14 protein-coding genes are annotated in these 11,832 nt (G+C 70.6%); 1 reads left to right on the top strand and 13 read right to left on the bottom strand.

Annotated features, from left to right (window positions below):
* Window positions 1–4 precede the first annotated feature (4 nt).
* The 12 genes from AB0K07_RS11930 to AB0K07_RS11875 form a co-directional block, all read right to left on the bottom strand.
* Complete coding sequence (locus AB0K07_RS11930) at window positions 5–1,618, bottom strand: FAD-binding oxidoreductase (RefSeq protein ID WP_363753719.1); 1,614 nt, start codon at window positions 1,616–1,618, stop codon at window positions 5–7.
* A 93-nt stretch (window positions 1,619–1,711) separates the two neighbouring features.
* Window positions 1,712–2,707, bottom strand: a complete 996-nt coding sequence (locus AB0K07_RS11925) for a sugar kinase (protein WP_363753716.1) — start codon at window positions 2,705–2,707, stop codon at window positions 1,712–1,714.
* Between the two features lie 35 nt (window positions 2,708–2,742).
* Complete coding sequence (locus AB0K07_RS11920) at window positions 2,743–3,330, bottom strand: nucleoside triphosphate pyrophosphatase (protein WP_363753713.1); 588 nt, start codon at window positions 3,328–3,330, stop codon at window positions 2,743–2,745.
* Window positions 3,327–4,019, bottom strand: a complete 693-nt coding sequence (locus tag AB0K07_RS11915; protein WP_363753710.1) for a class I SAM-dependent methyltransferase — start codon at window positions 4,017–4,019, stop codon at window positions 3,327–3,329. The genes AB0K07_RS11920 and AB0K07_RS11915 overlap by 4 nt, the downstream gene beginning before the upstream one ends.
* A gap of 31 nt (window positions 4,020–4,050) precedes the next feature.
* The gene (locus AB0K07_RS11910; RefSeq protein WP_363753707.1) at window positions 4,051–5,919 is read right to left on the bottom strand and encodes an adenosylcobalamin-dependent ribonucleoside-diphosphate reductase; all 1,869 of its coding nucleotides are present in this window, start codon (window positions 5,917–5,919) and stop codon (window positions 4,051–4,053) included.
* Window positions 5,920–6,030: 111 nt separating this feature from the next.
* The gene (locus AB0K07_RS11905) at window positions 6,031–6,582 is read right to left on the bottom strand and encodes a GTP cyclohydrolase I (RefSeq protein ID WP_363753705.1); all 552 of its coding nucleotides are present in this window, start codon (window positions 6,580–6,582) and stop codon (window positions 6,031–6,033) included.
* Between the two features lie 54 nt (window positions 6,583–6,636).
* Window positions 6,637–7,038, bottom strand: coding sequence for an NUDIX domain-containing protein (locus tag AB0K07_RS11900; protein ID WP_363753702.1), 402 nt, complete (start codon window positions 7,036–7,038; stop codon window positions 6,637–6,639).
* On the bottom strand, window positions 7,023–8,075 hold the full coding sequence (locus AB0K07_RS11895) for a hypothetical protein (protein ID WP_363753699.1): 1,053 nt from the start codon (window positions 8,073–8,075) through the stop codon (window positions 7,023–7,025). Before AB0K07_RS11895 ends, AB0K07_RS11900 begins: the two co-directional genes overlap by 16 nt.
* Window positions 8,072–8,656, bottom strand: a complete 585-nt coding sequence (locus AB0K07_RS11890; RefSeq protein WP_363753697.1) for a hypothetical protein — start codon at window positions 8,654–8,656, stop codon at window positions 8,072–8,074. Before AB0K07_RS11890 ends, AB0K07_RS11895 begins: the two co-directional genes overlap by 4 nt.
* Entirely contained in the window at window positions 8,656–9,162 is a 507-nt protein-coding gene (locus AB0K07_RS11885) for a hypothetical protein (protein ID WP_363753694.1), read from the bottom strand. The genes AB0K07_RS11890 and AB0K07_RS11885 overlap by 1 nt, the downstream gene beginning before the upstream one ends.
* A 5-nt stretch (window positions 9,163–9,167) precedes the next feature.
* A complete protein-coding gene (locus tag AB0K07_RS11880; RefSeq protein ID WP_363753692.1) occupies window positions 9,168–9,473 on the bottom strand; it encodes a hypothetical protein in 306 nt (101 codons plus the stop codon).
* A gap of 73 nt (window positions 9,474–9,546) precedes the next feature.
* Window positions 9,547–10,470, bottom strand: coding sequence for an LLM class flavin-dependent oxidoreductase (locus tag AB0K07_RS11875; RefSeq protein WP_363753689.1), 924 nt, complete (start codon window positions 10,468–10,470; stop codon window positions 9,547–9,549).
* 350 nt (window positions 10,471–10,820) lie between these two features.
* Between AB0K07_RS11875 and AB0K07_RS11870 the strand changes: the two genes are divergently transcribed.
* The gene (locus AB0K07_RS11870; protein ID WP_363753686.1) at window positions 10,821–10,973 is read left to right on the top strand and encodes a Trm112 family protein; all 153 of its coding nucleotides are present in this window, start codon (window positions 10,821–10,823) and stop codon (window positions 10,971–10,973) included.
* A gap of 71 nt (window positions 10,974–11,044) precedes the next feature.
* On the opposite strand, the gene AB0K07_RS11865 is transcribed toward AB0K07_RS11870, so the two are convergent.
* Window positions 11,045–11,728 carry an HAD-IA family hydrolase gene (locus tag AB0K07_RS11865; RefSeq protein WP_363753683.1) on the bottom strand — a complete coding sequence of 228 codons (684 nt, stop codon included), beginning with the start codon at window positions 11,726–11,728 and terminating at the stop codon, window positions 11,045–11,047.
* Window positions 11,729–11,832: the final 104 nt, after the last annotated feature.

The following is an 11,832-nucleotide window of genomic DNA, read 5'->3' as shown; positions in this document are numbered from 1 at the left end:
GACGTCAGCCGGCGGGATCGACGAGAACCCCGGGGTTCAGGATCCAGGACGGGTCGAGCGCGCTCTTCGTGGCGCGCAGTGCGAGCGCGACCGGGTCCGGACGCTGCCGGTCGTACCACGGTCGGTGGTCGCGGCCGACGGCGTGGTGGTGGGTGATGGTGCCACCGGCGGCGAGCAGCGCGTCGGAGACGGCACGCTTGATCTGGTCCCACTGGGCGAGGGTGGCGCCCCAGCGGCCGGTGGCGTACACGCCGAAGTAGGGGGCGGGGCCGTCCGGGTAGACGTGCGTGAAGCGGCAGGTGACCACACCGGTCGCGGCGACGGCGCGCAGCGCTTCGCCGGCCGCGTCGAGCACCGCGGCGCGCAAGGCGGGGAATCGGTCCCAGGTGCAGGCGGTCTCGAATGTCTCCACGATCATCGACCGCGCGGCGAGCGCGTCGCGCTGGTACGGCATCCGGAGGAACGCCGACCGCCAGGTGTCGGCGGCGGTGGTCCGCTGCCGTCGGCCGGTCGAGTCGTCGCCGCGGGATGTCTCCGGCAGCACTCCCCCGTGGTCGCGGCACAGCTCGACGGCGCGGTCCAGCCACGGTGTGACCGGATGGTCGGCGGACTCGAATCCGAGGACGAGCACACCGCCGGTGGTGGGGGTGCCGGCGTTGAGGAGCGCCTCCGCCGGGTCGAGCAGCCGGCAGTTGCTCGGGTGCAGACCGGACTGGGCGATGGCCCGGGTGGCGGTGACCGCCTCGTCGTAGTCGGTGAAGTGCACCGAGGCGCCCGCCCGCCAGCGGGGCCGGTCCTGTAGCCGCATCCACGCCTCGGTGATGACGCCGAGCACGCCTTCGGAGCCGAGGAACAGCCGGTCCGGGGACGGCCCGGCGCCGGAGCCGGGCAGCCGGCGCGACTGGCTGACGCCCGCCGGGGTCACCACCCTCATCGACTCCACCAGGTCGTCGATGTGGGTGAGGACGGTGGCGTAGTGACCGCCGGCGCGGGTGGCCAACCAGCCGCCCAGGGTGGAGAACTCGAACGACTGCGGGAAGTGCCGCAGTGTGAGGTCGTGCGACCGGAGCTGGGCCTCCAGTGCCGGGCCGAACACGCCGGCCTGGATGCGGGCCGCCCGGCTGGTCGGATCCACCTCCAGCACCCGGTCGAGGCGCCCGAGGTCGAGACTGACCGCCGCCGGATACGCGTCACCCAGCCGCGGCTCCACGCCGCCGACCACGGACGACCCACCGCCGTAGGGGATGACCGCGACGTTCCGGCGCGCGCACCAGTCCAGCACGTCGACGACGTCCTGCTCGGTGACCGGCCGGACCACCAGGTCCGGTGGGTGGTGGACCTCCCCGCGCAGGTTGCGCACGACGTCCCGGAACGCCTTGCCGTGGGTGTGCGCCGCCCGGTCGGCCGGGTCCGTCGAGCACAGCGGGGCGAGGGACGTGGGCGGATCGACCCGCGGCGGGCGCAGGCCGAGTTCGGCCACCGGCGGCGCCAGGTGCTCGGTCAGGTCGGCGTCGGGCAGCAGGGTACGCACCCGGCCCGCCAACGCCGTGGCCTCCGCGCCGCTCACAGCGTCCTCGACGTGCCCCCAGCCCCACCACGAACGGTGTTTCCCGGCCATGCGGCCTCCCCGCCGTCCACCATCGCCAGATCTACTCGCCGGTAACGTACTCGACGGCACGCACCGCGTCGATGGCAGAGACCTTGCCGTGTTTCAGTGGGCGACCGGGTTGCCCCGGCGTCCCGGCCCGACACCGGTCGCCCCGGGCCCACCGCCCGGCGACATCGACCCCGGTCGGCCTCCGAGCACCGTGACTGACAGGGCGCCGAGCTCACAGCCGTGGCGCAGTGCCGCCACGGGCGAGGACCCGTCGACCCACGCGGCGACGAGCCCGGCCGCGAAGGCGTCCCCCGCGCCGGTGCTGTCCACGACAGGCACCGCCGGGGCTGCGGCGCGGTACAGGTGGCCGTTGCCGTCGCACCAGAGGGCGCCATCACCGCCCAACTTCACGACCGCGTTGCGGGCGAACCGGGCCAGCCGCCGTGCCGCCTCGGCGGGATCCGCGGCACCGGTCAGCACCGTCGCCTCGTCGGCGTTGGCGAGCAGGATGTCGACCCCCGCGACCCAGGCCAGGAAGCGTTCCACCCCGGCTCTGCGCAGGGGCTCCGCCGACGCCGCGTCCACACTGGAGGTCAGACCCCTGCGGCGGGCCTCGGCCAGCGCCGACAGTCCGCCCGCCCGCGACAGGTCGTCCAGCAGCGGGTATCCGGACAGGTGCAGGTGGCCCGCGTCGGTGGACGCCGCGAGGGCGTCGGTGACATCCTGGCCGCTCAGGTGGAGGTTGGCGCCCCGCTGCGACACCATCGTCCGGTCCTCCCTCTGTGACAGCACGAGGACCGTACCGGTCGTCACGCCGGGGCAGCGGCGTACCGCGCACACCACCCCGGCTGACGTGAGTTCCCGCAGCCGCGCCTGCCCGGCATCATCGTCACCGACCGCGCCGACGAGGGTGACCCGTCGCCCGAGCCAGGCCAGCCAGGCGGCGCTGTTCGCGCCCTGTCCGCCGGGCCGTGTCCGCACGCTGCCCGGCGTGTCCGAGCCGAAGGCCAGCGGAGCCTCCAGCACGGCGACGATGTCCGTGGTCACATCGCCGACCACGACGACCCGCGGGGACACCCGGGGATCCGGGGCGTCGGGCGCGAGGGCCATGTGCGCGCCCGATCCGTCGCGTCCGGTCCGCACGATCAGGCCCAGAGCCGGACCGTGCGGACGTCCAGCCGGTGCAGGAGGCGCCGCAGGACGGGCAGCGACAGTCCTTCGAGGTTCGACGGGTGGCCCGACACGTGGTCCACGAACCACCCGCCCCGCCCGTTGACCTTGAAGGCGCCCGCCACCAGCAACGGCTCCGAGGTGGCGACGTACGCGGCCATCTCGTCCTCGGAGACCTCGGCGAAGCGGACGTCGGTGGAGCACACCTCGGCGACCGTCCGCCCGACGCGGGTGTCCACGACGCAGTGACCGGTGTGAAAGACCGCCGCCCGACCAGAGACGCGGCGCCACATCTCGAGCGCGACATCCGGCCTGTGGGGCTTGCCGTACGCGGCGCCGTCGAACTCCAGCACCGAGTCGCATCCGATCACGAGCGCGTCGTCGACCCCGGCGGCGACGGCAGCCGCCTTCGCCCGGGCCAGTCGATCCGTCAACTGGGCGGGCGTCTCCCCCGCCCGGGGTGTCTCGTCCACGCCGCTGGGTTGGACGACGGGGTCCAGACCCGCCCGGCGTAGCAGGTCGAGCCGCGACGGCGAACCGGAGCCGAGCACGATCTTCGTCATTCCGGCTCTCCCTCCTCCGAGCGCTGCCAGATCGCGGTGGCCAGCAGCCGCTGGTGCACGGCACCCGAGCGGATGTCCGGGAAGGAGATGCGGTCAGCTCCCACGAGTGCGAAGGACGGCCGGAACAGCGCGCTGAGTTCCTCCACCCGGTACACCCGCTGGCGCAGATCGGTGACCGGGTCGAAGGTGAGGTTCCGGCCGTCGCCGTCGCGGTTGATCAGCGGCAGGTAGTAGCCGTCGTCCGGGGTGAGGAAGTAGGCGAAGAACAACCCGCCGGGGCAGAGGACGCGCCAGACCTCCCGGGCGAGCGCCCTCAGCCGGTCGTCCTCGGTCACGTTCTCCAGGCTGGTGAAGGCGGTCACCAGGCTGAACGCGCCGTCCCGGAACGGCAGCGGCGCCTTCATCGACGCCTGCACCAGTCGGCTCGGCCCGGGACCGAGACGGGTGCGGGCGGCGAGCAGCGGCCGGTGGGCGAAGTCCATGCCGAAGATGGCCAGCCCGGTCTCGGCCAGATCGGCGGCGTTACGGCCGCCCCCGCAGCCCAGATCAAGAAGGCGTGGCGGCCCCACCACCTGCGAGATCCTCGGCAGGTGCTTGCGCAGGAAGGCGGTGCCGTGCGACGGCCTGTCGTTCGTCGACGACGAGATCGAGTGATTGACGTACTCCCGCTCCCAGAGATCGCGGCTCATCAGATACTCCGTTTCCTTGAACAGGGATCGGTCACTCGCACACGGCGCAGGTGCCGTCGGCCGGGTCGCAGGCGACCCCCGAGGTCGTGGTCGTGACCGGAGCGGTGACCACCGCCGAGGGCCTGGTCGCCTCGATCGCCTGGTCGGCCCGGGACGCGTCGCGGTAGACGGTGATCCCCTTGCAACCCAGGCGCCACGCCTGCTGGTACAGCGCCGCGACCTGCTCCGCCGTGGCGGTGCGCGGCAGGTTGACCGTCTTGGTGACGGCGTTGTCGACGTGTTCCTGGAAGGCAGCCTGCATGCGGACATGCCACTCGGGTGTGATGTCGTGGGCGGTCCGGTAGACCCGCTGGACGTCCTCCGGCACCCGGGACAGCCCCTGCACGCCGCCGCCGTTCTCGGCGATCTCCTGGAGCAGGTCGGCCTCGTCGACGCCATGCGCGGCGAGTTCGCGCAGCAGGAGCCGGTTGACGGAGCGGATCTCCCGACCGCCGAACACCCGCTGGGTGTAGGACATCGCGAAGAACGGCTCGATGCTGAAGCTGGTGTCGAAGATGACCGCGTTGTTCCCGCTGGGCGGCATGGCGAGCACCGCCACGTTGCGCGGCTGCTGTTCGGCGTCCTTCCAGATCGACCGGTGCACGTTGGGGAAGGGCCCCCGCTCCCGGGCCAGCGCGACCGTCGCGTCGTACGCGAACTCCCGCATCGACCGGGCCAAAACGGTGGCCGCGCTGAGCGCCTCCTCGGAGTCGTACGGGATCCCGGCCAGCGCCAGGCTCTCCGCCCAACCGGTGACCCCGATGCCGATGCGTCGGTTGCCCTGCACCGCCTCCCGGATCTCCGCCACCGGGAACCACGACTCGGAGATGGCGTCGTCGATCATCCGGACGGCGGCGGCCATGACCACCCGCAACCGGTCCAGGTCGAACAGGTGGTCGGGGTTCCGGCGGTCCGCCGGCAGCAGGAGCCGGGGCAGGTTCACGTACCCGAGGTTGCAGGCTTCGTAGGGATAGAGCCCGATCTCTCCGCAGGGATTGGTGGCGACGATGTCGCCCATGCTGTCGCGCAGCGGGTTGTTCCGGTTCATGTTGTCGAGGAAGATCAGCCCCGGATCGCCCGTCTCGCAGGCCAGTTCACACGCGGCGGCGAAGAGTTCCCGGGCGGGCAGGGTCCGGACGGCCGCACCGGTACGCCGGTTGACCAGGGTCCACCCGGCGTCCGCCTCGACGGCCCGCATGAAGGCGTCGGTCACCCCCAGCGAGATGTTGGTCATGCTGAGCAGGCCGTCCACCCGCTTGGCCGTCACGAAGTCGAGCACGTCCGGGTGATCCACGTCGAGGATGGCCATGTTGCCGCTCTCGTACCGGCCGCGCTGCCGGAACAGTTTTGTGGCGTCGTCGAAGAGCTTGAGCAGCGCCACGGGGCCGATCGCCAGCCCGGGGTTGCCCCGAACCTCGTCGCCGCGGGGCCGGATGTTCGAGTAGTTGAAGCCGCATCCGCCGCCGTAGCTCTTCACGATCGACGACTCCGAGAAGGTTCGCAGGACGCTCTCCTGCGAGTCCTCCACAGGGAAGACGAAACAGTTCGCGAGTTGCGGCTGGCGGGTGCCGGCGTTGGCAAGGGTACGGCTGCCCGGGTGGAACTCCAGGCGTGCCATCACCTCGTAGAACGCCGCCTCCCAGTGGTCGGCGACGTCGGCCTGCTCTGCTCGGGCGAGGGCCCGCGCCACCCGCCGCAGCATCGCCTCCGGAGTCTCCGTGACCTGCCCGTCGGCGTCGCGGGCCAGGTAGCGCTCCTGAAGCAGCAGCTGGGCGTTCTGGCTGAACGCGGCCTGCCGGGTCCGGGTGGAACGGAGTTCGTGCAACGCTGATTCGAAGAGTCTGGACGTCTGGACGGGCATGGGGCTGACCTTCCCTGAAGCGGCGGCACGGAGATGCGCATGGAAGTCCGTGACGGCGGGGCGCGAACGGGTGGCGGGGCAGCGACGGCGGGAACGGAGGCGGAGACCCGCTCAACCGCGACGGACGACCGACCGGGGCGCGCCGAAGTCGGTCAGCAGCGCGGCGTCTCCGGCGACGAACGAGGTGTCGGTGATGACCGTCTGGTCCGAGGGGCCGCGACTGCACATGCACATGTGCCGACCCGTGGACGAGACCCGGACGGCCCGTGCGCCGCCGCTGTTCATGATCTCCAATGCGATGTCCTTGACCAGGTATTCCTGGATCTGGAACCGCTTGCTGTACGCCTGCACCAGCCGGGGGAACTTGCCGAGCCCGAGGATTCGCTGGCCGGGCACGTAGGTGATGTCCACCTTGCCGAAGAAGGGCAGGAAGTGGTGCGCGCAGATCGAGAAGTAGTTGATGTTGTGGACGTCGACGACGCCGGTGTGCTCGTCCTCCACCACACAGGTGGTCTTGAGAATCTTGGACGTGTCAGTGTCGTAGCCGCTGAGCAGTTCCTTGTACGCGCGGACGATGCGGGGTTCGCACTCGGGTCCGGTGTACCAGTCGAGCGCACGCTTGTCGGTGGTGATGTTCTGCTCGAGCCATTCGGCGATGGTCACGTCTCCTCCTGAGGGGGTGGGCCGCGCGCCCGGTGGGCGCGCGGCGGGTCTGGTCTAGAGGCGTCCCTGGTCGTGCAGGTGGTCGAAGATGATCTGGTCGACGGGTGAGGTCAGGTGTCGGTCCGCGTAGGTCAGCCAGGCCACCTCGGCGATCTCCGCCGAGGCCTGGATGCGGCCCTGGTACGCGGACTCGTAGCAGCGCATCCGCACCTCGACCCCGTCCGGGTGGGCGTCGGCCTGGGCCTGGAACTCGCCGAGGAAGGTGGCGGTGAGCGGGTCGAGGTCGATCGTCAGTTCCTCCTTGGCCTCGCGGACCAGAGTGTCGAGGTCGCTCTCGCCGGCCTCCCGCTTGCCACCCGGGAGGTAGTAGCGCTGGCGGCCATGTGACCTGGTGGAGAGGACCCGCCCGTCGGCGAGGTGGATCCATGCGATCTTGTCGATCAGGCGACTGGGCATCGTTGGGTTCGTCCTTTGGCGAGCTGTTCGTTCACGTGGTCGGCGGTGGCGGTCCTCTCGGCGTAGCCCAACGCGCGTGCGCCGAGGTCATGGATGAGGTCCAGGTCCACGCCGGATTGCGAGGCCCAGGGTAGGTGCCGACGCCACCGGGACGGCGGAAGCGCATAGTCGGACAGTCCCGCTGTCTGCCTCGCCAGGACCGACAGCGGGACGGCCCGGTCCACCACGGTCGCCCACCAGGAGGCACGGTCATCGACGTGGGCGGACGGGGTGAAGGCCCGCACGCCGCCGTCGTAGACGGCACAGCGTTCGAACAGGCTGCCGACCGAGGCCAGCCGGGCCGCCTCGTACTCCGGTGTCGAGCCGGCCGCCGACCGGAGCAGGTCGAAGGAGAACCGCGGGAACGGTGCGGTGGTGCCGGGGGCCGGCAGCGCGAACGAGGCTTCGAGCAGGATGATGGTGACCTCCGGCCGCTCGGACGGATCCCAGGCGGCGACGAACCGCTGAACGGCGTCGACGCCCGCGGCCGAGCCGATCGCCACCAGCACGACGGCGGTGGGCCGACGTCGCCGCGGGACGGCGGCGGCCCGGAGGCTCGACAACACCGCGGTCACCGTCCCGCCGGTGGCCAGGATGTCGCCGGCGAGGACCGGGCCGGAGCCGAGTTCCCAGCGCTCGTACACGATATTCGGGAGAGCCGACGCGGACCGTTCGGTGCCGACGAAGCTGACGTCCGCCTCCACGTCGCAGGCGGTCGTGACCGCTTCCTCGACGCCGAAGCTCAGCCCGCCCCGGAGGATGGTGACCACCGACATCTCATCGGCCGACAGCACCCGGGCGCCGGCCGCGTCGGCGCGGAACATCGCCAGGGCGTCGGCCACGGCGGAGCGCACCAGGCGGCGGTACGCGCTGCCGGTGACGGCGGGATCCGTCAGCAGCTGCCGAGACGGTTCGGTCGAGCAGAGCAGCACGCGGGCCGGCCCCGGATGGGGGTGCTCGTAGAGCGTGCCGCCGTCGCGGGTGATGATCAGTCTCATGTCTTGACCGCCGGTCGCCGGTACGCCACCCCACGCTGGCGGGCGACATACTTCTCGATCAGGTACGCGGACTCCACGCCGTCGATCGGCTTGGCCGCTGGCGGGGCGGGGTCGTCGTTCGTGACGTGACCGACCACGACCACCCCGGGTTCGGGGAGCTTCTCCGGCAGGTCCGCCGGCGTGCGGACGGTCACCACGGTGAGGCCTACCGCCCCGAAGAGCTGGCGCCAGTCCAGCGGGACGCCCCGGCTCGGCATCCCGCCCGCCGACTCGTAGAGCCCGTTGTCGACGATCGCCAGCGTGTGGTTGTCGAGCGTGGGCAGGCACGCGCCCAGTGCGGTCACCACCGAGAGGTTCATCAAAAAGCTGCCGTCGGTGTCGATGCCCGCGACGGTCAGCGGGCGGGCGCCGATGGCCAGGCCGGTCGACAGCGCGGCGACGTCGCCCATGGTGTCCGTGACCAGCGTCCTGGCTGCCGCGAGCCGGTACAGCTCCTCGCTGGTGCGGCCGAGGGCGGAGACGAGCAGGCTGTCCGGCGGGAGCCGGTCGAGCAGGGCGGCGAGGAACTCGGAGGTCTGCACTACCGGCCCCGCAGTTCCTCGACGAACGACGGATTCGCCACCAGCGCCACGGTTCGCTGACCGGTGTCGAGTGTGTCGTAGGCCCGCCGGAGCAGTCCGGGAAACGCCTCGACCGAGTCGACCTCCGCCGCCGCCACGGACAGCATCCGCAGGTGGGGATGCATGGTCTCCTCGTGGGGCAGGCCCCACCAGTTGGCCTCCCCGAAAGCGCCACGGCGGGCCAGCAGCAGCACGGTGTGCAGGCGGTGGCTGAGAGTGAATCGTGCCAGGGTCTCGCAGGCCCGGCGCAGCCCGGAGTTCTCCATCAGCACCAGGCTCCGGCTGCCCGCCAGGCGGGCGCCGGCGGCGATGCCGACGGCCGTCGCCTCGTCGCAGACCGGGAGGTACGCGATGTCGTCGCGCTCGGCGGCGCAGCGGTGCAGGGGGGCCAACAGGGAGTCGGGAACGGCCGTGATCAGGTCGACGTCACTGTCCACCAACGCCTGGTACGCGCCTACGGCACCCACGACCGTCACCGCCCGGTGGAGACGAGTTCGACGATGACGTTCGCGTACGGCGTGGTGCCCACGTTGCGCAGCAGGTGGGGCAGTCCGGCGTCGTGGTAGACCGCGTCACCGGTCTTGTCGTCGCCCGGCAGCACCGTCCCGTCGGTGCAGATGGTCTCCGTCTGGCCGGGGCTGAGCACGACGTACACGTAGTCGCAGGGGTGCTGGTGGACGATGGTCTCCTCCCCCGGGGCGAGGTCGAGCGTCCAGATGCGGACCCGGTCGTCCTGGTACACCAGGTTGGTGCCCACCTGAACAGTGTTGGATTGCATGAGGCTCCTCCGTGGAAGCGATGGCGGTTGGTCGAGGGCACCGCGGGAGAGCGGCCCGGGCGCTGCGGCCGCGTCAGAGCCGGGGAGGCCCGAGGGCGACCCGGCGGCGCATCTGCGGCAGGTCGCCGCGGAAGCCGTGCAGGTTCTCGACCCACCAGGTCAGGCCGGCGTCCGCGTACGTCTTCACCCGCTCGCGGTCGGCAGGCCCGCCGTCGCCGTCGGTGTAGCCGCCGATGGCGAAGTCGAAGGGCGCGTCAGTGGTTCGCCGGTCGGAGACGAAGGAGGCGATCTCCCGGTACTGGTCGACGGGGATCATGGTGGGCGTCCAGGTGCGTCGCCGCTCCAGGGAGAGTCGGCCGGGCAGTACGCCGTCCCACCGGGCCGCCCGCCGGAAGGGCGGTTGATTCGGCCAGTAGCCACCCACCCAGATGGGGATTCGGGGTTCCTGTATCGGCCGGGGCAGGAATGTGCAGTCCCTGACCTGGAAATGACGACCCGCGTAGCTGAACGGCTTTCCCGACCACAGTCCTTCGATGACGTCGAGGGCTTCGTCGAGTTTTTCGGCGCGAATGCGTTCGTCGCCGTCCTCGCCGAAGTCCTCGAATTCGGAATCGCGCGGATAGCCCAGCCCGACACCGAGGATCAGCCGCCCCTGCGACAGGTGGTCGAGGGTGACGGTCTCGCGGGCCACCTTCCACGGGCGACGTCTCGCCAGCGGCGTGACCATGGGCCCGATCCGTATGCGGGTGGTCGCCGTGGCAATGGCCGCGAGGCTGATCCAGGGGTCGACGATGGGGCCGTCGAACCCGCGCATGAAGGCGAGATGGTCCCAGAGGAAGAAACCGTCCCAGCCGGCATCCTCGGCTTCGCGGGCGAGTGTCGTCAGGAATCGCGGGTCACCGTAGTCCCCGTGCGGTGGAACGGAAATCGCGTACCTCAGCGAGCCGTCGGATCGGTTTTCCGGCATACGGTTCCCCCAATCATAGGCATGCGCCATAACGGAGACTGGGCGCACTAGCGGCGAGACCTGCCGCGGAACTTCCAGCGCCGGACCGACCATATCGATGATATTTACCACGGTCAACTCGCAGAACGCGGAGAGGTCGCACCTCCGGGATTTCCCATGGGATTCCCGGCGAGCAATATTTTTAACGCGTCAAAGTTCGGCTACGGCCGCCGCAATGGTTGGAAAGCGGGACGCGACTGCTAGCCAACGGCATCCGTCTGCCGCTACCGTTGCCCAGTGGCGGGACGGCCGAGGGTCGCCCGAATACGCGTCCAGCGCCGGGGGCATCAGGCCCGTCCGGCATGGCGCGACAACGCGCACGCCACCCCCTGGGAGGGACCATGCACCTCGATCAGGAGCTTCTCGACGTCCTGTGCTGTCCGGCGGACCACGGCGACCTCAGCTACTCGCCGGAGGCGGAGGAACTGCGCTGCGACCGGTGCGCCCTGGCCTATCCGGTGCGGGACGGCATCCCGGTGCTGCTGATGGATTGACCCGTCCACGGGCAGGGCCGGCGGGAAGACGAACCGGGGAGACCCGCCCCGCGACCGACCCGGTTCGCCCGCTACCGGTCGGACGTCGACAGTGAACCCTGCTCGAGTCGGTGGACCGCATCGACGATGTCAGGAAAGGCATCGATGAAGGCATCGACATGACGGTGGTCGAAGTCCGCCGGTTTCCGCACCCCGCTCTGCAGGCAGCCGACGAAGTGCATACCCGCGCCGCCCGCGGCCAGGGCGTCCCCCGGTGAGTCCCCCACGTACACACACTGGTCCGGTGCCAGTCCGGTCGTCGCCAGAAACTCGTCAAAGGCCCGTGGATCCGGCTTCCGAAAACGTGTGTTGCCGGCGTGGTAGATGCCACTGACCCGCTCGGCCAGAACGTGATCCGGCGCCAACATGTGGCGGACCTCGTCCTCGGTGCGCGACGTCAACAGGAACACCTCCCGCCCGGTCAGGACGAACTCGTCCAGCGCCAGCAGGTTCTCCGGCGGAATCACGTCCAGAAGACCATCGGCGATGTACCGTTCCAGCACGCTCTGGTAGAGAGCCGAGAACCGGTTCAGGTCGATGCCGGGCGACCGTTTGGGCATCGCGTCCAACAGCGGCTCGCCCCACGTCGCCAGATGCAGGGCCCGTGGTATCGGAGGCCGGCTCATCTCGGCCAGGACCTCGTTCTCGAGTGCGAACGAGGCGGCCTGCGTCAGGCACAGAGTGTCGTCGACGTCCACGATTACAGCCCGGATCACGAGGCCAGCTTAACGACCGCGAGCATGAATCTGGATGTCTGGTGGCCCTCGGTCGAGTTTTGATCGATACCACGGCGGGTTGCCCTGCTGGTGGTGCCGCGCTC

This window comes from Micromonospora sp. NPDC049301 (assembly GCF_040678715.1).
Classification (GTDB): Bacteria; Actinomycetota; Actinomycetes; order Mycobacteriales; family Micromonosporaceae; genus Micromonospora.
Note: the sequence above shows the minus strand (reverse complement) of the source record. Positions and strands in the feature narration are given on the sequence as shown.

Coding starts and splice junctions, on each gene's coding strand:
- AB0K07_RS11870 (WP_363753686.1), top strand. CDS start 10,821: ATGCACCTCGATCAGGAGCTTCTCGACGTCCTGTGCTGTCCGGCGGAC.
- AB0K07_RS11900 (WP_363753702.1), bottom strand. CDS start 7,038: ATGCCCAGTCGCCTGATCGACAAGATCGCATGGATCCACCTCGCCGAC.
- AB0K07_RS11895 (WP_363753699.1), bottom strand. CDS start 8,075: ATGAGACTGATCATCACCCGCGACGGCGGCACGCTCTACGAGCACCCC.
- AB0K07_RS11920 (WP_363753713.1), bottom strand. CDS start 3,330: ATGACGAAGATCGTGCTCGGCTCCGGTTCGCCGTCGCGGCTCGACCTG.
- AB0K07_RS11880 (WP_363753692.1), bottom strand. CDS start 9,473: ATGCAATCCAACACTGTTCAGGTGGGCACCAACCTGGTGTACCAGGAC.
- AB0K07_RS11910 (WP_363753707.1), bottom strand. CDS start 5,919: ATGCCCGTCCAGACGTCCAGACTCTTCGAATCAGCGTTGCACGAACTC.
- AB0K07_RS11925 (WP_363753716.1), bottom strand. CDS start 2,707: ATGGCCCTCGCGCCCGACGCCCCGGATCCCCGGGTGTCCCCGCGGGTC.
- AB0K07_RS11915 (WP_363753710.1), bottom strand. CDS start 4,019: ATGAGCCGCGATCTCTGGGAGCGGGAGTACGTCAATCACTCGATCTCG.
- AB0K07_RS11930 (WP_363753719.1), bottom strand. CDS start 1,618: ATGGCCGGGAAACACCGTTCGTGGTGGGGCTGGGGGCACGTCGAGGAC.
- AB0K07_RS11875 (WP_363753689.1), bottom strand. CDS start 10,470: ATGGCGCATGCCTATGATTGGGGGAACCGTATGCCGGAAAACCGATCC.